The following is an 18,206-nucleotide window of genomic DNA, read 5'->3' as shown; positions in this document are numbered from 1 at the left end:
CGGGCGCTTACAACAAAAAAGGCCGCGTTTGTCGAGACCTCCGGAAACAGACGGCGCTATCCGTGTGATCAGCGATCGGACCAAGGCGAATCCGGATCCGGATCGCGTTCATATTCGCTTTCGTCGAGATCGATCGATCCCTTGGGGTTTTTTCCTGACCGCGGATCATTCCGATAGTCGCCGCCAGGCTTCATGCCGCCGGGAGCCATAATGGTGATGCGGCTGCGGATCATTCGCCAGCCGGCGTCCCGGATCGCGGGAACGAATAGAAGAAAACCAAGCGCATCGGTGATGAAACCGGGAGTCAGCAACAATATGCCAGCGACCAGGATCATCACGCCGTGAACGAGTTCGCGGCCAGGCACGCGCCCGGCCTCTGTTTCGGCGCGAATGCGGGCGATCAGACCCAGTCCCTGGACGCGCAACAATATGGAGCCGAGCACTGCAGTGAAGAACACCATTGCAAGCGTCCACAAAACGCCTATCTCGCGTCCTATGAGGATAAAGGCTGCGATTTCCGCAAGCGGTATAGCGAGCAGCAAAATGGGAATAATGGAAAAGGGCATGAATCTCCGTATGACAGCCTTGTTTTGACGCAAGGTTACAGATCGCGGTCCGGAAATGAAAGCCGGCCGTATCCGACGAGCAATATAGGTACGCCGCTCCTTTTTCGGTAGGGAACGCTCAGCTGTCGCCCGACGTTAACCCTGACGGCGATCGAATTGCAGCAAGTTGATGCGATCCCGATTTGAATGATGCATGCCGAAGGATTATATGTTTTATGAAAGTTGGCGCGCAGCGAACTGTCTGAATGACTGGTACCAAGTACGATGGATTTTGACTTTGTAACTATCTTTTTTCTCGTGGCGGCAGTGATCATCTTCCTGCAGCTTCGAAATGTGCTTGGCCGGCGCACCGGCAGCGAAAGGCCGCCTTTCGATCCCTACAGCGCGCGCAATGCGGAAAAACCTGTCGCCGATTCGGACAACGGCAAGGTTATCACACTGCCGCGCCGCGAGGGCGAGACGCGCGTGGAAGAGAAATTCACCAGCGTCGACGCTTACGCCAAACCGGGCACTGAACTGAACGAAGGCTTGAGGTCAATCGTTACAGCCGACCCGACTTTCGATCCGAAAGAGTTTATCCATGGCGCTAAAACCGCCTACGAGATGATCATCACAGCCTTTGCCGAGGGTGACCGGAAAGCCCTGCGGTCGCTTTTGTCGAAGGAGGTCTATGACGGCTTTGTCGAGGCGATCAAGGATCGCGAATCACGCTCCGAAACCGTCAAATCGACCTTTGTCGGCATCGGAAAGGCGGATATCGTTAGCGCCGAAATGAAAGGCCGAGAGGCCAGCGTGACGATGCGGATCTCGTCCCAGCTCATTTCGGCCACCTACGACAAGCAGGGTGACGTCATTGATGGCGACCCTGAGAATGTGGGTGAGGTCAACGATGTGTGGACGTTCGCGCGCGACACCGGTTCGCGCGATCCGAACTGGAAGCTGATCGCGACGGAGTCGGAAGACTGAGAGCCGAAATCCCGACGCTTTAGCGAACGGATCCGATAATGGAGCGCCAACGGCATGACGCAATTTCCGGCTGCTCGGGAAATGGACATGCCAACGGCCCTGACATCCGTAGAGTATTGCGATCTGCCAGGCTGGGAGGACGGCGATCCTGGGCCAGTTCTCGACGGTCTGCGGCGGTGCGCCTGCTATACGTCTGCCGTCAAGCCCTATCGCACTGGCGCATTCGGTCTTGCCGTTGAAGATTTTCGGTCCATTTTTGATGACGCTCAATCGGCCGGCGCTTTAAGCGGACTAGCCGCGCGTCGGTTTTTTGAGGATCGGTTCGAGGTTTTCCGCATCGATGCGCCCGGCCATGTGACCGGCTATTACGAGCCGGAAATCGAGGTTTCACCGCACAGAACCGATCGTTTCCGTTATCCGTTCTATCGCCGTCCTGACGATCTCGTCGATCTCGACGCGACCAACCGCCCTCGCGATATGGACGCCGCCTTCCCCTTTGGAAGAAGAATGGGCGATCTGATTGTCGAATATCCTGATCGCCGGCAAATCGACGAGGGATTTCTTGACAATCGCGGCCTCGAGATCGCCTGGGCTGAAAGCCGCGTCGACGTCTTTTTCATTCATGTCCAGGGCTCAGCGCGCCTGAAATTTCCGGACGGCTCCGTCAAGCGCATCACCTATGCAGCAAAGACAGGGCACCCATACACATCGATTGGCAAGGAATTGCTTGCGCTTGGCGTCTTCCGTCCGGGTGAAGCCACGATGACGGCAATACGCGACTGGTTCGACCGGCATCCTGATCGTATCGAGGATATATTGTGGCGCAACCGGTCCTGTATCTTCTTCCGCGAAGCGCTGGTTTATGACCCGTCTGCGGGGCCCATCGCAGCAGCCAAGACGCCGCTGACCGCCATGCATTCTCTCGCCGTCGACCGGCGTCTGCACACTTTCGCAACGCCCTTCTTCATCAGCGCGCCGGAACTTACACACCTCACGGGCGCGCCGTTCAGGCGGCTGATGCTTGCGCAGGACACCGGGTCGGCGATTGTAGGTCCTGCCCGCGGCGATATTTTTGTCGGATCCGGTGAGAAGGCCGGAGAACTTGCGGGATCGGTCAATCACCAGGCAGTGTTTTACATGCTCGCGCCGAAGGTCGCAGCGGGGCGGTATCGGTGATGGCGCGGGACAGGAAGAGCAGTCTCAGCGACGAGGACAGGGTGCTCTGGAACCGGGTGGCGCGCACGGTAAGGGCTTATCCCGGCAAATCGGTGGCCGATGTTGCAAACGAGCCCGAGGCGGCTCCCGCTACGCCGCGGAAAAAGGCGAGTGCGCCAATGCGCGCAAGCTCAGCCGTTCAGCCGCCGCACTCGCCAGACCTTCAGCCGATCGACCGCAGCGTCTATCGCAAACTGTCGCGCGGACGCGTGCCCATTGAAGCAACGATCGATCTCCATGGACTCACCCAAAGCCAGGCGCACCATCTGCTGCGCCGGTTTTTGCACGACGCCAGGGAAAAAGGGCTTCGCCATGTGCTGGTCATTACCGGCAAGGGCCGGTCCAATGACGGCGACGGCATTTTGCGCAGGGTCGTTCCGTTGTGGCTCACAATGCCGGAATTTGCTGGTCTCGCCTCTGGCGTCCAGCCTGCAGCGCGTGGACACGGTGGCGAGGGCGCACTCTATATCAGGTTGAAAAGAAAAGAGAAAAGCCGGTGACTCCCTTCGGTCAGGCGCTTCGCGACATGCGCAGAAAGCGCGGTATCTCGCAAAAGACGATGGCGGCGGCCATCGGCGTAACCCCGGCCTATGTGTCAGCCCTTGAGCATGGCCATCGCGGACAACCGAGCTGGGAGCTTCTGCAGCGCATCATCGGCTATTTCAACGTCATCTGGGACGAAGCAGAAGAACTTCAGAAGCTGGCTTCCGTTTCACATCCACGCATTGTGGTGGATACGTCAGGTCTTTCTGTCGACGCTACCCGGCTCGCCAACCGGCTTGCAAGCGACATCGGCAAACTGGACGAAGCCGACATACGCGAAATGCTGTCTCTTCTCGAGACGCGGTCGCCGGACGTTCCGCGATAGCCGGTTCAGAAAAGCGCTCTTAAATCGTCGATGCGATCATTGACCAGCCAGCCATAGTAATTTTCCTGCGGCATCAAAAGGCTTTGGCCACGCGCCTTGCGGTCGCGGTTCCGACGGGCGAGCACTCTCGCCCGATCATCCGGATTTCCGACATTGTACAGCGTGGCGGTAATGCCGGGATTGCCGGATATGTCCAGACCCGCAATATCGCGATAGGCGTCGATGGAATGGCGTAGAGCCGCCGCCACATAGGCAAGCGACATGTCCGGATTCATAATCGCCTTGTAGACGTCCTCCCCGTCCCGGTGGGACAGCTTCCTGTAGCCGGATACGCGATTGACCATGTCGGTGTGCATAAGCGCAGTCAGCGGATTGAGCTGTCCGAGGCCAAAGGTCTGACCGGCGTAAAACGGCTGGAAGAAGACAGCGCTGAAGCGGTCGTTCGGATAACGGACCCCGCGCACCGTGCGGTTTTTGAAGGATTTTTCCCAAACGGCCTCGCGACAGGTCCACAGGTCAAAGGAACTTGAAAAGGAGCGGCATTTGTCGAATTCGGGCAGATTGACGAATTCATCCACGTCCATGCGGTTGTAGGAGAAGGACAGCCCGCCCGTGGCGTAGGCCATGGCTTTTATGTAGTAAGATTGCAGGCGGTCATAGGCGTCGACATTGTAGGTATGTTCGCCGACCAGCGCCCCAACGATATGAATTGGATCGATCCCGTACTGCGCCGCCGTCGAATTGATCTTGGCGCGCAGCTTTCGGTCTCGCTGCAAAAGGTCGAGAATCTTGTCATATTTGCGATCGAAGGTGGAGCGGGTGTCGCGCGTGCGCTTGATCGAGGCGCCCGGAACCTTGGGCTGGCTGGCGTGCCTGTTGCCCTCGGGCACGACAATCGTTTTACCGCTGGCGCCTGTCGTCGCCAGCGCGGCAATAACGATTGCAAGAAGCATGGTTGCCATTTTCGGCAAGGACAATGCGACAGGCCTCCGAAAGAAGTAATAGACAGAGCAACTTTTAAGACCAAAATTCAAAAAGTCGAGTATTGAGGGACCGTCTCAAAGGATTATCCGTTTTACCAACCTAATATATTGTCGCGACCGATGCCGAAAAGTCACAGGATGTAACGTGAAAGATCGGCGTCCTTGGCGAGATCGCCGACATGTTTTCGAACATAGTCCGCATCGATTGTGAACTCGCTGCCGGCTTTGTCGGGCGCTTCGAAGGAAATGTCGTCGAGAACCCGTTCCATGACCGTCTGAAGCCGCCGCGCTCCAATGTTCTCCACGCTGTCGTTCAGTTCGACGGCGACGTCGGCAAGCGCATCGATCGCGTCTTCGGTGTAGGACAGCGTCACGTCCTCTGTTTTCATCAGGGCGACATACTGCTTGATGAGGCTTGCTTCAGTTTCGGTCAGGATGCGCCGGAAATCCTCCTTCGTCAGCGCGCGCAGCTCGACGCGGATTGGCAAACGGCCCTGCAGTTCCGGCAGCAGGTCGGACGGTTTCGAGACATGGAAGGCGCCTGAAGCGATGAACAGGATATGGTCTGTCTTGACCTGACCGTATTTGGTCGCAACCGTCGTGCCTTCCACCAGCGGCAAAAGATCCCGCTGAACACCTTCTCGCGAAACGCCCGCGCCCATGCCGCCGTCGCGCGCCGCGATCTTGTCGATCTCGTCCAGAAAGACGATCCCGTCATTCTGGACGATGCGCAGCGCTTCCTGGTGGATCTGGTCCTGATCCAGCAGCTTTTCCGATTCATCGGAGATCAGCTGGCTGTAGGACTCCTTGACCGTGGTGCGGATCTTGCGGGTCGACTGACCCATGGCCTTGCCGAGCATCTCGGAGATGTTCAGGACGCCGATATTGGCGCCCGGCATGCCGGGAATTTCGAAATTCGGCATTCCGGAGCCTGTGTCGGCCACCTCGATCTCGATTTCCTTGTCGTCGAGAAGACCGTCGCGAAGCTTCTTGCGGAACGAGTCCCGCGTCGAAGGCGACGCCGTGGATCCGACAAGCGCGTCGAGCACCCGTTCCTCGGCGTTGAGATGGGCCTTCGCCTTGACCTCTTCGCGCTTCTTGTCCTTCACGAGAGAAATGCCCACTTCCACCAGATCACGAATAATCTGTTCGACGTCGCGGCCGACATAGCCGACTTCGGTGAATTTGGTGGCTTCAACCTTGATGAAGGGCGCGCCCGCAAGCCGCGCCAGCCGACGCGAGATCTCCGTCTTTCCGACGCCGGTCGGGCCGATCATCAGAATGTTCTTCGGCATAACTTCGTCGCGCAGGCTGTCGGACAGCTGCTGGCGGCGCCAGCGATTACGAAGCGCCACGGCGACGGCTCGCTTGGCGTCTTTCTGGCCTATGATGTAACGGTCGAGCTCGGAGACGATCTCGCGCGGTGAGTAGGTTGTCATATGTACTGGACCTGGTCTTGATCTTCTGTGTGGGTGTTCGCAGCGAGCCCTGGACTTAGCCCGCGGTGTTCTCGAGGGTTTCGACGATGATGCTGTCGTTGGTGTAAACGCAGATTTCGCTGGCAATCCGCATGGCCTTGCGCGCGATGTCCTCGGCCGAATTGTCGGTGTCCATCAGCGCGCGCGCTGCTGCATAGGCATAGTTTCCGCCCGAGCCGATCGCCATTGTGCCATGTTCCGGCTCCAGCACGTCGCCGGTGCCGGTCAGCGCCAGCGTCGTGCCCGGATCCGCCACCAGCATCATGGCTTCGAGCCGTCGCAGATAACGGTCGGTGCGCCAGTCCTTCGCCAGTTCCACGCAGGCCCGCATGAGCTGCCCTGGATATTGCTCCAGCTTTGATTCCAGTCGTTCAAGCAGGGTAAAGGCGTCCGCCGTCGCGCCGGCGAACCCTGCAAGAACGTCTGCTTCGCCGGACTTGCCGGAACGGAGGCGGCGAACCTTGCGGGCGTTGCCTTTCATGACGGTCTGGCCAAGGCTCACCTGCCCGTCGCCGGCCATAACCACCTGATTGCCCTTGCGCACAGTGATGATCGTCGTGGCGTGCATGACGCCGTATGGATCGTGTTCGCTCATCAAAGCCTTTCCTCGTGTCGAATCCGGATTTTGCACCGGTGCAGAAGTCCCTATGTAAGGGGCTCGGCCGTCTTTGCAAATCGTCCTCCTCGATTCGTGTGCGCTGCATGATGCTTTTCTGGATATTTTTCTCACGCCCTGATATGCAGCGTTCATTATCAACCAGGTGAGGCAGTGCTTTGGACAACGGTCAGGCAAGAGCCGCGCAAATTGAACGCAACACCAATGAGACATCGATTTCCGTCACGATCGATCTCGACGGCGCCGGCGCATCGAAGATCTCGACCGGGATCGGTTTTTTTGACCATATGCTCGAACAATTGTCCCGGCATTCGTTGATCGACATGCAGATCGAAGCCAAGGGCGACCTGCACATCGACGATCACCATTGTGTGGAGGACACCGGTATCGTGCTCGGCCTGGCGCTTGCAAAAGCGCTTGGAGACCGGCGCGGCATTACCCGTTACGCGTCGCTTGACCTCGCCATGGACGAAACGCTGACCAAGGCGGCGGTGGATGTTTCGGGCCGCCCCTATCTGATCTGGAACGTGGATTTTCCGACTCAGAAAATCGGCGCGTTCGACACCGAGCTCTGCCGGGAATTCTTTCAGGCGTTCGCCCAGAACGCCGGCATAACGCTGCACATCATGAACCATTACGGCGCCAACAGTCATCACATCGCCGAAACATGTTTCAAATCGGTCGCCCGGGTGCTCCGGACGGCCATCGGGATCGACAGCCGCCAGAAGGACCGTATTCCCTCTACCAAGGGAACGCTGGGTTAGGTCGAAAATGACAAGCTATGTGGTTCTGACGCCTCCGGAGGCGTCCCGGTTCGATGAAGGCGCCGTTTTCATCCGGGATGGATTCGCCTTCATCGCCCTGATCTTGCCATTTCTCTGGCTGCTTTGGCACCGATTGTGGTTTCACGCCGCTGTCGTCCTGCTGGTCTCCGTCGGTCTGGCGATCGCCTCCGGCGGTCTGCCGCAATGGGATCTTCTGTTCGTCCTGGCCTCGCTGCTGGTTTCTGTCTACGTGGCGCTTGAGGGCAACGCGATGCGCATTGCCGGGCGCGAACGCCGGGGATGGACTTGCCGCGGCGTTGTCGACGCGCCGGATCTTGCGACGGCAGAGGAGATCTATTTCGCCGGCATGGAGCAATCCTCGTTGTCTGAGAGACCACCTGAAAGAGCGCCCTTGCCGCCGACGCAACCACTCCCCAGAAAAAGTACGTCGTCGGGTCCAGCGCTCGGTTTGCTGGACATGGACGGCTGACGGTCATGAAAGTCGCCATTATTGATTACGGATCGGGCAATCTTCGGTCGGCCGTCAAGGCTTTCGAACGGGCCGCCCGTGAAACAGAAACAGACGCCGAAATCATTCTGACCGACCGGCCGGAAGTGGTGGCGATCGCCGATCGCGTCGTTCTGCCCGGCGTCGGAGCTTTTGCCGACTGTCGCAATGGTCTTGCGGCGATCGCCGGTATGGACGATGCGCTCACACAAGCCGTTGTCACGGCTACGCGACCGTTTCTCGGTATCTGCGTCGGCATGCAACTCATGGCTGCCCGCGGACTGGAAAAGACCGTGACAGACGGATTCGGGTGGATTGCCGGCGATGTCAGGATCATGGAACCGCAGGATCCGACCCTCAAGATACCCCAGATCGGCTGGAACACCCTGGAAGTCCGCCGCGGCCATGCGCTTCTGGAAGGCGTTCCGACTGGTTCCGATGGTCTGCACGCTTATTTCGTCCACTCCTATTTCCTCGACTCGGAGAACCCGGAGGACATCGTGGCCGATACCTCCTATGGCGGTCCGGTCACGGCGATCGTAGCCCGTGACAATATGGCTGGAACCCAGTTTCATCCCGAAAAGAGCCAGATGCTCGGGCTGAAACTGATCGCGAATTTTCTGAGGTGGTCTCCATGATCCTGTTTCCGGCCATTGATCTGAAGGACGGCGTTTGCGTTCGTCTCAAGCTTGGCGATATGGACCGCGCGACGGTGTACAACACCGACCCGGCCGCGCAGGCTCGCCGGTTTCAGGATCAGGGCTTCAAATGGCTCCATGTGGTGGATCTCAATGGAGCCTTCGCGGGCGAAAGCGTCAATGGGGCGGCGGTCGACGCCATCCTGAAGGCGACGTCCAATCCCGTGCAGCTTGGGGGAGGCATCCGCAGCATCGGCCACATCGAGGCCTGGCTCGGCAAGGGCCTTGCCCGCGTCATTCTCGGAACCGTCGCGGTCCGCGATCCGGATCTCGTCAAAGAGGCCTGCCGACTGTTTCCCGGACGCATCGCAGTCGGCATCGACGCGCGGGGCGGCAAGGTCGCCGTTGAGGGTTGGGCCGAAGCGTCCGAACTGGGCGCGATTGAACTTGCGAAACAATTCGAGGGCGCGGGCGTCGCAGCGATCATCTACACGGATATCGACCGGGACGGCGTGCTTGCAGGCATCAACTGGGATTCGACGCTGGAGCTGGCTGCAAGCGTCGCAATCCCGGTGATTGCGTCAGGCGGCCTGGCGTCGATGGACGACATCGAACGGTTGACCAGAGCAGACGCCGCCGTCCTCGAAGGCGCGATCTCCGGTCGCGCCCTTTATGACGGCCGCATCGATCCGGCTGAAGCCCTTTCCATGCTCGAAACCGTCGCAGGGATTGAGTCATGACACTGAAAGCACGCGTCATTCCCTGTCTCGACGTGAAAGACGGGCGCGTCGTCAAAGGCGTCAACTTTGTCGATCTCATCGACGCCGGCGACCCGGTCGAACAGGCGCGCGTCTATGACGCGGCCGGGGCCGACGAACTCTGTTTCCTCGATATTACCGCCTCGTCCGACAATCGCGATACGATTTACGATGTCGTTGCGCGCACCGCCGAACAGTGTTTCATGCCGCTGACAGTCGGCGGCGGTGTGAGGACGGTCGCCGATATACGCAAATTGCTGCTTGCCGGCGCCGACAAGGTCTCTATCAATACGGCGGCCGTGAAGAACCCGGAATTTGTAGCCGAAGCCGCCGACAAGTTCGGCAATCAATGCATCGTCGTGGCGATTGACGCCAAGAAGGTGAGCGGCGAGAACGAGGCGGATCGTTGGGAAATCTTCACTCATGGCGGTCGTGAACCGACCGGGATCGAGGCCATCGGTTTCGCCCGCAAGGTTGTGGATCTCGGCGCCGGCGAAATCCTCCTTACATCCATGGACCGCGATGGCACCAAAAGCGGTTTCGATATTCCCCTGACGCGCGCCGTCGCCGATGCGGTGTCCGTACCGGTGATAGCCTCAGGCGGCGTCGGAACCCTCGATCATATGGCCGAAGGCGTTCTGGAAGGCCACGCGACGGCGGTGCTTGCCGCCTCGATTTTTCATTTCGGGACCTATAGTATTCGTGAAGCCAAGCGCCACATGGCCGAAGCTGGGATCCCCATGCGTCTCGACTGAGCGCGCAACGGAGTTGGCGATGTCCGGATTTACACTCGACGAACTGGAAAAAGTCATAGCGGAGCGCGCCGAGGCGTCGCAACGGGATTCCTGGACGGCGCGGCTGGTCGCAGCGGGCCAGGAAAAAGCGGCCCAGAAGCTTGGCGAGGAGGCCGTGGAAGCGGTTATCGCCGCCGTTTCCGGTGATCGCAAGGCCTTGATCGGGGAATCCGCCGATCTGCTCTATCATCTGCTCGTTGTCCTCAGGATCGCCGGCGTTGGCGTCGACGAGGTGATGACCGAACTCGAAAACAGGCGCTCGCAAACCGGAGTTCAGGAAAAGGCGAACCGTAAAGCCAGTAGCCATGGATAAGCAGATTTCCCCACAACCCGGTGAATCGCTCGACCATATGGATGGCAGCGAATATTCGCCCTACAGGGTCTTCACCGCCGATAGATGGGCGAAGTTCAGGGCCGACACGCCGCTGACGCTCGCAGAAGACGAAGTCGACCGGCTGCGTTCGATCGACGATCCGGTCGATCTCGACGAGGTGCGCCGGATCTACCTCTCGCTTTCGCGATTGCTCTATTCACACGTCGAAGCATCGCGCCTGCTCTTCGAACAGCGCAGGAAATTTCTGTCCGTGCCAGACGCCACGAAAACACCGTTCATCATTGGCATCGCCGGTTCGGTGGCGGTCGGAAAGTCAACAACCGCCCGCATTCTGAAGGAACTGCTGGCGCGCTGGTCGGGCAAGCCGAAGGTCGATCTCATCACCACAGACGGCTTTCTGCATCCCAACGCCGTTCTGCGCCGCGACGGTCTGATGGAACGCAAGGGTTTTCCGGAAAGCTATGATGTTGGCACGATTCTGAAGTTTCTCGCCGACATCAAAGCTGGCCGGCCGAATGTCAAGGCGCCGGTCTATTCCCACCTGATCTATGATGTGATTCCGGATGAACACATAGAGATCGACCGGCCGGATATCCTGATTTTCGAGGGTATCAACGTGCTGCAGGTGCGCGATCTGCCCGAAGACGGCAAGATTGTTCCCTTCGTCTCCGATTTCTTCGATTTTTCGATCTATATCGATGCGCAGGAGGACCTGATCCACAAATGGTATGTGGACCGGTTCATGCGCCTGCGCGACACTGCCTTTACAAATCCAGATTCGTTCTTCCACCGCTATGCGGCTGTCTCCGAGCAAACGGCGCTGGCGATCGCCAACGGGCTCTGGGAGAACATCAACCTGAAAAACCTCAAGCAAAACATTCTGCCGACGCGGCCGCGGGCTGACCTGATCCTGCAGAAAGGCGCCGACCATCTCACGAAACAGGTGGCGCTGCGTAAACTGTGAACGGGCGACTGTTCAGACCGGGTCCACCCGGCGCAGGGTGAGATTGATCCTGCCTTCCTTCTTCATCAGCATGGATGTTCCGGGATAGATCCGGTCGACGCCGTGGTAGCGCAACCGCGACTCACCGCCGAGCTGGATCACGTCGCCGCTTGCAAGTCTCAGGGATTGCGTAGGCCCGCCTCTTGTCAAACCGCCGATCCTGAACAGGCAATCGTCGCCAAGCGACACCGAAAGCACCGGGGCGGAAAAGGTTTTTTCGTCGCGATCCTGATGCAGTCCCATTTTGGCGTCCGCTTCGTAGAAGTTTATGAGGCACGCCTGGGCTGGCGCTTTGCAGCCGGACAACCGGTTCCAGAGTTCGCGCAGCATTTCCGGCATTGGCGGCCAGGGACGCCCGGTCTCCGGATGGGTCGTCTGGTAGCGATAGCCGCCTTCCTTGTCCGTGACCCATCCAAGCGCGCCGCAATTGCTCATGCGAACATGCATCGGCTTTCCGGTGCGCGGCATTCTTGGCGTGAAAAGCGGAGCTTGCGCCACAACCGCGCGGATGTCTTCAAGCAGCGCCGTCTGGGCGGCGGCGTCCAGCCAGCCCGGATGATAGTCGACGCCGTCGGGCAGACGGTCAATCGTCATTGACATTGCCTCGCAGACTTTTTGTCCGGGACCGTTCAGACTTCGCCTTGAGCCGCCGTTCGACCGATCCGCGCGTTGGTTTGGTCGGCACGCGTTTTGGCGGCGGCGGCGCAGCAGCCCGAAGGATCAGCGCCTTGAGCCTTTCGCGGGCGTCCTCCCGATTGCGTTCCTGGGTGCGATGGCGATCCGCCTCGATCACCAGCACGCCGTCCTTGGTCAGCCGCCGCCCGGCCAGCCGCGTCAGCCGGTCCTTGACCGCCGACGGCAGGGACGGCGAATTCCGGACGTCGAACCGCAATTGCACGGCGCTCGAAACCTTGTTGACATTTTGCCCGCCCGGTCCGGATGCGCGAACGAACTGTTCGACGAGTTCCCACCCTTCGATTCTGATCGTCCGGTTTATGTAGAGCGTTTCGCTGGCCATGGCGGGTTCTCACTACAGCAGAAAGCAGTCTTGCGAAACCACGCAAAAAAGCCGCGGACCGGAATCCGCGGCTGTGATTATTCCGGCGTTTGTTTACCTTATTCGGCGGCTTCCAGCATTCCGGGCGCGGCGCCAAGCACGTCGCTTTCGACATGCGATTCGAACTTTTCGAAATTGCCTGTGAACATGTCCACCAGACGGCGGGCCTGTTCGTCATAGGCCTGCTTGTCTGCCCAGGTCGACCGCGGGTCGAGAATGCTGCTGTCAACGCCCGGAACCGCGACAGGCGCGAGTATGCCGAAATTCGGATCGCGCCGGAATTCGGCCTGGTTCAGGGAGCCGTCGAGCGCGGCGGTGAGCAATGTGCGCGTCGCCTTGATCGGCATACGGCTGCCGGTCCCGTAGGCTCCGCCGGTCCAGCCGGTGTTGACCAGCCAGCAATCGACATTCTCCCGGGCGATCAGATCCCGCAGCAGATTTCCGTAGACCGATGGATGGCGCGGCATGAAAGGCGCGCCGAAACAGGTGGAGAAGGTCGCCTCGGGTTCGGTCACGCCTTTTTCGGTGCCGGCGACCTTGGCCGTGTAGCCGGACAGGAAATGATACATGGCCTGAGCGGGCGTCAGCTTTGCGATCGGCGGGAGCACGCCGAAGGCGTCCGCTGTCAGCATTACGATATTGGAAGGCTTGGTCGCCTTTCCGGTGGCGCTTGCGTTCGGAATGAAGTGAAGCGGATAGGCGCAGCGCGTGTTTTCCGTCAACGAACCGTCGTCGAAATCGGGAACTCGGTTTTCGTCGAGAATGACATTTTCCAGAACCGTGCCGAAGCGCCGGGTCGTGGCGAAGATTTCCGGTTCGGCCTCTTCAGAAAGACGGATGGTCTTGGCATAGCAGCCGCCCTCGAAGTTGAACACGCCGTCTTCGCCCCAGCCATGCTCGTCATCGCCGATCAAGGTGCGCGCCGGGTCGGCCGAAAGCGTGGTCTTTCCAGTTCCGGAAAGTCCGAAGAATACCGCCGTGTCGCCGTCCGGTCCCTGGTTGGCGGAGCAATGCATGGGCATTACGCCGCGTTCGGGAAGCAGGTAGTTGAGCACCGTGAACACGGATTTCTTCATCTCGCCGGCGTAGGACGTGCCGCCGATCAGCACGATCCCGCGCATGAGGTCGGCCGCGATGATGGTTTCGCTTCGACAGCCGTGACGCTCCGGATCGGCTTTGAAGGACGGCAGGTCGATGATCGTCAATTTGGGAACGAAATCTTCAAGCGCGTCGCGATCAGGACGAATGAGGAGATTGCGAATGAACAGCGAATGCCAGGCGAATTCCGTGATGACGCGAGACGGCAGGGCGTTGGCTTCATCAGCGCCGCCGATCAGGTCCTGGACGAAGAGGTCCTTGCCTTCCGCGTGGGCGAGGAAATCGGCGTGCAGAGCGTCGAAATGATCGCGCGACAGGGCCTTGTTGTTGTCCCACCAGATCTGGCTCTCGGTTGCGTCGTCGCAGACGATGTATTTGTCTTGCGCCGACCGGCCGGTGTGCTGTCCGGTCTTGGCGCACAGCGCCCCGTGGGCAGTGAGCGACGCTTCGCCGCGCCTCAGCGATCTCTCGTAAAGCTCGGCCTCAACGAGGTTGTAATACACGTGACCGAGATTCTTCAGGCCAGTGCTTTCGATTCCGGCCGATGGATTGCGCTGTCCACTTTCGCCTGCATTTTTCTGCATGATGGTCGCCTTGCCGTCGTTGAGTTCCCGTTTAAAAAGTTTCGGGAACATAGGGAGATAATTTTCGACAATCAACATTGAATTCGCAAAAAATACAATAAATTCAGATTATTAATCGATTTAAAATTCTGTGAAAATTTTTAAATCGGTTTATAAATCGCGTTGCAGCGCAGCAATTTGTTGAAATCCGGGTTTTGCAGAGCGCTGGTCGTCCAAGGAAAGACAAGGCCTGAGACGACAACGGCGCACTTTCCATGGCGCCTCGCCACAATTTGTTCTAGCTTTGCCCCCATGAGAGCCCGATTGGCGGCACGCACTGGCCGAAACCGGCGGATGGTCGAGCCTTAAAAAAGACGGAGATACCGCATGCATACGATCGCGCTTGTCGATGATGATCGAAACATATTGACCTCTGTGTCCATCGCCCTGGAGTCGGAAGGCTATCGCGTCGAGACCTATACCGATGGCGTCTCCGCGCTTGAGGGCCTGGTGGCGCATCCGCCGCATCTCGCTATTCTCGATATCAAGATGCCGCGCATGGACGGCATGGAGCTGCTGCGCCGGCTGCGCCAGAAACTCGACATCCCGGTCATCTTCCTGACCTCAAAGGACGAGGAGATCGACGAATTGTTCGGTCTGAAGATGGGCGCCGACGACTTTATCACCAAGCCGTTTTCGCAACGTCTGCTGGTCGAGCGCGCCAAGGCTATTCTGCGCCGCGCGGCAGGCCGGGAAGGACAGGCGGCGACCCGCTCGACCCCGACGGAGAGCGCCTCGCTCGAACGAGGACAGCTCGTCATGGATCAGGAGCGGCACACCTGCACCTGGAAGGACCGTCCGGTCACGCTTACTGTCACCGAATTCCTTATTCTTCATGCCCTGGCGCAACGGCCGGGCGTGGTGAAAAGCCGTGACTCTTTGATGGATGCGGCCTACGATGAACAGGTCTATGTCGACGACCGCACCATCGACAGCCACATCAAACGGCTGCGCAAGAAATTCAAGATGGTGGACAACGATTTCGACATGATCGAAACGCTCTACGGCGTCGGATACCGATTCCGGGAGGATTGAGAACGGTTTCGGCCGAAACATGACGGCAGGTATCGACCACAGCAAACTTTCTCCCCGGACTGTTCCCGCGCCGGCGGACGAAGACGCAGCCGAGCCAGGCAGGCGCGGGTGGTCGCGGCCGTTTTCGATTCTGCGCAGGGTCTTTGGCCGGGCGATGTTTTCGAGTCTCACGCGCCGCATCATATTTCTCAATCTTGCAGCCTTGCTGGTCCTGCTGTCGGGCATTCTCTATCTCAACCAGTTCCGCGACGGCCTGATCGACGCGCGGGTGGAAAGCCTGCTGACGCAGGGCGAGATCATAGCGGCCGCAATTGCGGGATCGGTCAGCGTGGAGACCGACGCAATCACCATCGATCCCCAGAAACTGCTGGAATTGCAGGCCGGAGAAACAATCTCGCCGGGCAATGATCTAGACAATCTGGATTTTCCGATCGATCCGGAACGCGTGGCCCCGGTGCTCAGACGGCTGATTTCGCCGACCCGGACGCGCGCGCGCATCTACGACCGCGACGCGAGCCTGATACTCGATTCGCAACACCTTTATTCCCGCGGTCAGATTTTGCGGTATGAACTGCCGCCGCTCGACGACGAGCAGCTGAATATCACTGACCGCTTCATGTCCTTTTTGAACCGGTTGATCCAGCGGGCCGATATGCCGGTCTACAAAGAACAGCCGGGCGCTGACGGATCGCTCTATCCTGAGGTGCTGACCGCGTTGACCGGCGGACGCAGCGCAGTGGTCCGGTCGACCGAGAAGGGCGAACTGATTGTTTCTGTCGCGGTGCCAGTGCAGCGGTTTCGCGCCGTGCTCGGCGTCTTGCTGCTGTCGACCCAGGCCGGCGATATCGACAAGATCATCCGGGCGGAACGCATAGCGATTCTCCGGGTTTTCATTGTCGCCGCGACCGTCAATATTCTGCTGTCGCTCCTGCTCGCCGGCACGATCGCCAATCCGCTTCACCGGCTGGCCGACGCGGCGCAGCGGGTGCGCAGAGGCGTCAGTATCCGCGAAGAAATTCCGGATTTTTCGGCAAGACAGGATGAAATAGGCAATCTGTCCGCCGCTATCCGCGACATGACCAATTCGCTCTATGACAGGATCGAGGCGATCGAGAGCTTCGCGGCCGACGTCAGCCACGAACTGAAGAATCCGCTGACGTCCCTGCGCAGCGCCGTCGAGACGCTGCCGCTCGTCAAGAACGACGCGTCGCGGGCGAGATTGCTCGAAATCATCCTGCATGACGTGCGCCGCCTCGACCGGTTGATCAGTGATATATCGGACGCTTCGCGCCTCGACGCCGAACTCGCGCGCCAGGACGCCGAACCGGTAGATCTGAGCAAACTCATGCAGGACCTCGTGCTGATATCGAGACAGATTTCAAAAGGCTCGAAAACAGTCGAGATTGATCTGGAGATAGAGCCTGAGAACGCGCCGAAGGACCGCTTTCGGGTCAATGGTCATGATCTGCGCATCGGCCAGGTCGTCACCAATCTCATCGACAATGCGCGATCCTTCGTGCCTGAAAAAGATGGGCGCATCACCATCAGGCTGCAGCGTCGCAAGGACAGCTGCATCATTCTCGTCGAGGACAATGGTCCTGGCATCGGCGTGGAGAACATCGAAAATATTTTCAACCGCTTTTATACGGACAGGCCGGAGGGCGAGGCTTTTGGTCAGAATTCCGGACTTGGCCTTTCCATCAGCCGTCAGATCATCGAAGCCCATGGCGGCACGCTCAAGGCCGAAAACATGATCGATGGCAAGACCGGCGAAGTCCTCGGCGCCCGCTTCATCGTCAAGCTTCCGGCCGAACGGATCTGACTGGCCAAATGAGCCGGAATATCCACGCAACGGCGATCGTTACCGGTGAAACGGGACTCTTGATCATCGGTCCGCCCGCAAGCGGCAAATCTCACCTGGCGCGCCAGTGTCTTCTCGACGCCTGCAGCCGCGGGCGCTTCGCGGCGCTGGTCGCTGACGACCGCGTCATCGTGGAAGAGGCCGGTCAACGACTCATCGCCTCCTCGCCTCCCGAGATAGCGGGGCTCATGGAAATTCGCGGCTCCGGAATAGTCGGCGTCGAGCATCTGCCGCAGGCGGTGATGCATGTCGCGATAAGGGCGGTGGATGCGCAAGAGAGCGAAAGGCTGCCGGAACGACAGTTTTTCGAGCCGTTGCCGGGCGTCGCTCTTCCGTTGCTGTTCATGGTCGCCGACCGGATGATAGGGCCTCTTGACCTCATCGAGGCCTTTCTCAATGACCGTCTGATCCGACCCTGACTCCTCACCAGGGCACTACGCTCACCTCTGGCCACAGCCGTTTCGCCCGCTCGCCCTTCTTTTCGTGGGTTTTACGGTTGTTGGTGGCCCTGTTGGGCGTGATCCTGAACGAAAAGACATCATCGAGGCCAAATGGCGCGTAGAGGTCGACCTGATCGTCGGCGTCCAGACGAAGACCGACTGCATGGGTTTTTGACGCGAATCGACCGAGCGACTCATCGCCGGTTGCAAGCGCAGTAAACGTTTCACCGAATTTCTCGCGGTACCAGAGGTGGACCCGGGCTTGATTGCGGATCTCCACCGGCACCGGCAGCGTGGCAAAGAGAATCGATCCGCGGCGGATAACCGTATCCTCGGCCTTCCACGAAATGTCTCTCGCATCGTAGTAAAAGAGATCGATGTCCTTGACGCCATAGCCGGAAGGCTTTCCGGTCAGATGGTTCCACACAGTGTTGTAGACGGCGCCCGATACGATACGCCACTGCGGAAGCTGCATGCTGCGCGCAATCGCCAGCGCTTCATGGAGGAGTGGATCCTTTTGCGCGATGTCGAGCAGCGCCGCACATTGTTCTTCATGGGACAGGCCGGCATAGCGCAAATGGCTCACGCATAATCCCCTGTG

22 protein-coding genes are annotated in these 18,206 nt (G+C 59.2%); 14 read left to right on the top strand and 8 right to left on the bottom strand.

All coding sequences use genetic code 11. The annotated features are described in order from the left end of the window. Positions 1 to 68 precede the first annotated feature (68 nt). The gene (locus K1W69_RS14170; protein WP_220228971.1) at positions 69 to 566 is read right to left on the bottom strand and encodes an FxsA family protein; all 498 of its coding nucleotides are present in this window, start codon (positions 564 to 566) and stop codon (positions 69 to 71) included. A gap of 264 nt (positions 567 to 830) precedes the next feature. Between K1W69_RS14170 and K1W69_RS14165 the strand changes: the two genes are divergently transcribed. The 4 genes from K1W69_RS14165 to K1W69_RS14150 all read left to right on the top strand — a co-directional run bounded on the left by K1W69_RS14165 (position 831) and on the right by K1W69_RS14150 (position 3,615). Then, complete coding sequence (locus tag K1W69_RS14165) at positions 831 to 1,532, top strand: Tim44/TimA family putative adaptor protein (RefSeq protein ID WP_220228970.1); 702 nt, start codon at positions 831 to 833, stop codon at positions 1,530 to 1,532. Positions 1,533 to 1,613: 81 nt separating this feature from the next. Next, positions 1,614 to 2,708, top strand: coding sequence for a murein transglycosylase A (mltA, locus tag K1W69_RS14160; RefSeq protein ID WP_220229355.1), 1,095 nt, complete (start codon positions 1,614 to 1,616; stop codon positions 2,706 to 2,708). After that, entirely contained in the window at positions 2,708 to 3,247 is a 540-nt protein-coding gene (locus K1W69_RS14155; protein WP_220228969.1) for a Smr/MutS family protein, read from the top strand. The genes mltA and K1W69_RS14155 overlap by 1 nt, the downstream gene beginning before the upstream one ends. After that, entirely contained in the window at positions 3,244 to 3,615 is a 372-nt protein-coding gene (locus K1W69_RS14150) for a helix-turn-helix domain-containing protein (protein ID WP_220228968.1), read from the top strand. The genes K1W69_RS14155 and K1W69_RS14150 overlap by 4 nt, the downstream gene beginning before the upstream one ends. A 5-nt stretch (positions 3,616 to 3,620) precedes the next feature. Here the strand turns inward: K1W69_RS14150 and K1W69_RS14145 are convergent, their stop codons facing one another. The 3 genes from K1W69_RS14145 to hslV form a co-directional block, all read right to left on the bottom strand. Continuing rightward, entirely contained in the window at positions 3,621 to 4,577 is a 957-nt protein-coding gene (locus tag K1W69_RS14145) for a DUF1402 family protein (RefSeq protein WP_220229354.1), read from the bottom strand. A gap of 152 nt (positions 4,578 to 4,729) precedes the next feature. Next, positions 4,730 to 6,037 carry an ATP-dependent protease ATPase subunit HslU gene (gene hslU, locus K1W69_RS14140; protein WP_220228967.1) on the bottom strand — a complete coding sequence of 436 codons (1,308 nt, stop codon included), beginning with the start codon at positions 6,035 to 6,037 and terminating at the stop codon, positions 4,730 to 4,732. 55 nt (positions 6,038 to 6,092) lie between these two features. Then, positions 6,093 to 6,671, bottom strand: a complete 579-nt coding sequence (gene hslV / locus K1W69_RS14135) for an ATP-dependent protease subunit HslV (RefSeq protein WP_220228966.1) — start codon at positions 6,669 to 6,671, stop codon at positions 6,093 to 6,095. A gap of 179 nt (positions 6,672 to 6,850) precedes the next feature. Between hslV and hisB the strand changes: the two genes are divergently transcribed. Genes hisB through coaA form a run of 7 tightly spaced genes read left to right on the top strand, consistent with a single transcriptional unit; the run spans position 6,851 to position 11,452 of the window. Next, positions 6,851 to 7,456: an imidazoleglycerol-phosphate dehydratase HisB gene (hisB, locus tag K1W69_RS14130; protein ID WP_220228965.1), complete on the top strand. Its 606-nt coding sequence runs from the start codon at positions 6,851 to 6,853 to the stop codon at positions 7,454 to 7,456. Between the two features lie 7 nt (positions 7,457 to 7,463). Next, positions 7,464 to 7,946 (top strand): DUF2628 domain-containing protein, encoded by a 483-nt coding sequence (locus tag K1W69_RS14125; RefSeq protein ID WP_220228964.1) that lies wholly within the window; start codon positions 7,464 to 7,466, stop codon positions 7,944 to 7,946. A gap of 5 nt (positions 7,947 to 7,951) precedes the next feature. Continuing rightward, a complete protein-coding gene (gene hisH, locus K1W69_RS14120) occupies positions 7,952 to 8,602 on the top strand; it encodes an imidazole glycerol phosphate synthase subunit HisH (protein ID WP_220228963.1) in 651 nt (216 codons plus the stop codon). Next, positions 8,599 to 9,342, top strand: coding sequence for a 1-(5-phosphoribosyl)-5-[(5-phosphoribosylamino)methylideneamino]imidazole-4-carboxamide isomerase (gene hisA, locus K1W69_RS14115; protein ID WP_220228962.1), 744 nt, complete (start codon positions 8,599 to 8,601; stop codon positions 9,340 to 9,342). The genes hisH and hisA overlap by 4 nt, the downstream gene beginning before the upstream one ends. Beyond that, positions 9,339 to 10,115 (top strand): imidazole glycerol phosphate synthase subunit HisF, encoded by a 777-nt coding sequence (gene hisF, locus K1W69_RS14110; RefSeq protein WP_220228961.1) that lies wholly within the window; start codon positions 9,339 to 9,341, stop codon positions 10,113 to 10,115. Before hisA ends, hisF begins: the two co-directional genes overlap by 4 nt. A gap of 19 nt (positions 10,116 to 10,134) precedes the next feature. Beyond that, positions 10,135 to 10,467 (top strand): phosphoribosyl-ATP diphosphatase, encoded by a 333-nt coding sequence (locus tag K1W69_RS14105; RefSeq protein WP_220228960.1) that lies wholly within the window; start codon positions 10,135 to 10,137, stop codon positions 10,465 to 10,467. Then, entirely contained in the window at positions 10,460 to 11,452 is a 993-nt protein-coding gene (gene coaA, locus K1W69_RS14100; RefSeq protein ID WP_220228959.1) for a type I pantothenate kinase, read from the top strand. Before K1W69_RS14105 ends, coaA begins: the two co-directional genes overlap by 8 nt. 12 nt (positions 11,453 to 11,464) lie before the next feature. On the opposite strand, the gene K1W69_RS14095 is transcribed toward coaA, so the two are convergent. From K1W69_RS14095 to K1W69_RS14085, 3 genes are all read right to left on the bottom strand, one after another. Then, entirely contained in the window at positions 11,465 to 12,085 is a 621-nt protein-coding gene (locus K1W69_RS14095; RefSeq protein WP_220228958.1) for an alpha-ketoglutarate-dependent dioxygenase AlkB family protein, read from the bottom strand. Then, positions 12,075 to 12,509: an alternative ribosome rescue aminoacyl-tRNA hydrolase ArfB gene (gene arfB / locus K1W69_RS14090; protein WP_220228957.1), complete on the bottom strand. Its 435-nt coding sequence runs from the start codon at positions 12,507 to 12,509 to the stop codon at positions 12,075 to 12,077. The genes K1W69_RS14095 and arfB overlap by 11 nt, the downstream gene beginning before the upstream one ends. 98 nt (positions 12,510 to 12,607) lie before the next feature. Further along, positions 12,608 to 14,230, bottom strand: coding sequence for a phosphoenolpyruvate carboxykinase (locus K1W69_RS14085; RefSeq protein WP_220228956.1), 1,623 nt, complete (start codon positions 14,228 to 14,230; stop codon positions 12,608 to 12,610). 366 nt (positions 14,231 to 14,596) lie between these two features. Between K1W69_RS14085 and K1W69_RS14080 the strand changes: the two genes are divergently transcribed. From K1W69_RS14080 to K1W69_RS14070, 3 genes are read left to right on the top strand one after another with little or no spacing between them, the layout of a single operon-like run. Next, entirely contained in the window at positions 14,597 to 15,304 is a 708-nt protein-coding gene (locus K1W69_RS14080) for a response regulator transcription factor (RefSeq protein WP_220228955.1), read from the top strand. A gap of 19 nt (positions 15,305 to 15,323) precedes the next feature. After that, positions 15,324 to 17,126 (top strand): sensor histidine kinase, encoded by a 1,803-nt coding sequence (locus K1W69_RS14075; RefSeq protein ID WP_220228954.1) that lies wholly within the window; start codon positions 15,324 to 15,326, stop codon positions 17,124 to 17,126. A gap of 8 nt (positions 17,127 to 17,134) precedes the next feature. Next, positions 17,135 to 17,584 carry an HPr kinase/phosphorylase gene (locus K1W69_RS14070; RefSeq protein WP_220228953.1) on the top strand — a complete coding sequence of 150 codons (450 nt, stop codon included), beginning with the start codon at positions 17,135 to 17,137 and terminating at the stop codon, positions 17,582 to 17,584. A 4-nt stretch (positions 17,585 to 17,588) separates the two neighbouring features. On the opposite strand, the gene K1W69_RS14065 is transcribed toward K1W69_RS14070, so the two are convergent. Then, complete coding sequence (locus K1W69_RS14065; RefSeq protein WP_220228952.1) at positions 17,589 to 18,191, bottom strand: nucleotidyltransferase family protein; 603 nt, start codon at positions 18,189 to 18,191, stop codon at positions 17,589 to 17,591. Positions 18,192 to 18,206 lie beyond the last annotated feature (15 nt).

This window comes from Flavimaribacter sediminis, assembly GCF_019492055.1.
In the GTDB taxonomy this organism is placed as follows: domain Bacteria; phylum Pseudomonadota; class Alphaproteobacteria; order Rhizobiales; family Rhizobiaceae; genus Flavimaribacter; species Flavimaribacter sediminis.
The sequence above is the reverse complement of the archived record's forward strand: the minus strand, read 5'-3'. Positions and strand labels throughout refer to the sequence as shown.

Excerpts from the sequence above, each read along its gene's own strand:
- hisH (WP_220228963.1), top strand. The coding sequence starts at position 7,952 with ATGAAAGTCGCCATTATTGATTACGGATCGGGCAATCTTCGGTCGGCC.
- mltA (WP_220229355.1), top strand. The coding sequence starts at position 1,614 with ATGGACATGCCAACGGCCCTGACATCCGTAGAGTATTGCGATCTGCCA.
- K1W69_RS14070 (WP_220228953.1), top strand. The coding sequence starts at position 17,135 with ATGAGCCGGAATATCCACGCAACGGCGATCGTTACCGGTGAAACGGGA.
- K1W69_RS14170 (WP_220228971.1), bottom strand. The coding sequence starts at position 566 with ATGCCCTTTTCCATTATTCCCATTTTGCTGCTCGCTATACCGCTTGCG.
- arfB (WP_220228957.1), bottom strand. The coding sequence starts at position 12,509 with ATGGCCAGCGAAACGCTCTACATAAACCGGACGATCAGAATCGAAGGG.
- hisF (WP_220228961.1), top strand. The coding sequence starts at position 9,339 with ATGACACTGAAAGCACGCGTCATTCCCTGTCTCGACGTGAAAGACGGG.
- K1W69_RS14075 (WP_220228954.1), top strand. The coding sequence starts at position 15,324 with ATGACGGCAGGTATCGACCACAGCAAACTTTCTCCCCGGACTGTTCCC.
- K1W69_RS14105 (WP_220228960.1), top strand. The coding sequence starts at position 10,135 with ATGTCCGGATTTACACTCGACGAACTGGAAAAAGTCATAGCGGAGCGC.
- K1W69_RS14145 (WP_220229354.1), bottom strand. The coding sequence starts at position 4,577 with ATGGCAACCATGCTTCTTGCAATCGTTATTGCCGCGCTGGCGACGACA.
- K1W69_RS14125 (WP_220228964.1), top strand. The coding sequence starts at position 7,464 with ATGACAAGCTATGTGGTTCTGACGCCTCCGGAGGCGTCCCGGTTCGAT.
- hslU (WP_220228967.1), bottom strand. The coding sequence starts at position 6,037 with ATGACAACCTACTCACCGCGCGAGATCGTCTCCGAGCTCGACCGTTAC.
- K1W69_RS14095 (WP_220228958.1), bottom strand. The coding sequence starts at position 12,085 with ATGACGATTGACCGTCTGCCCGACGGCGTCGACTATCATCCGGGCTGG.
- K1W69_RS14155 (WP_220228969.1), top strand. The coding sequence starts at position 2,708 with ATGGCGCGGGACAGGAAGAGCAGTCTCAGCGACGAGGACAGGGTGCTC.
- hslV (WP_220228966.1), bottom strand. The coding sequence starts at position 6,671 with ATGAGCGAACACGATCCATACGGCGTCATGCACGCCACGACGATCATC.
- K1W69_RS14080 (WP_220228955.1), top strand. The coding sequence starts at position 14,597 with ATGCATACGATCGCGCTTGTCGATGATGATCGAAACATATTGACCTCT.
- hisA (WP_220228962.1), top strand. The coding sequence starts at position 8,599 with ATGATCCTGTTTCCGGCCATTGATCTGAAGGACGGCGTTTGCGTTCGT.
- K1W69_RS14165 (WP_220228970.1), top strand. The coding sequence starts at position 831 with ATGGATTTTGACTTTGTAACTATCTTTTTTCTCGTGGCGGCAGTGATC.
- coaA (WP_220228959.1), top strand. The coding sequence starts at position 10,460 with ATGGATAAGCAGATTTCCCCACAACCCGGTGAATCGCTCGACCATATG.
- K1W69_RS14085 (WP_220228956.1), bottom strand. The coding sequence starts at position 14,230 with ATGCAGAAAAATGCAGGCGAAAGTGGACAGCGCAATCCATCGGCCGGA.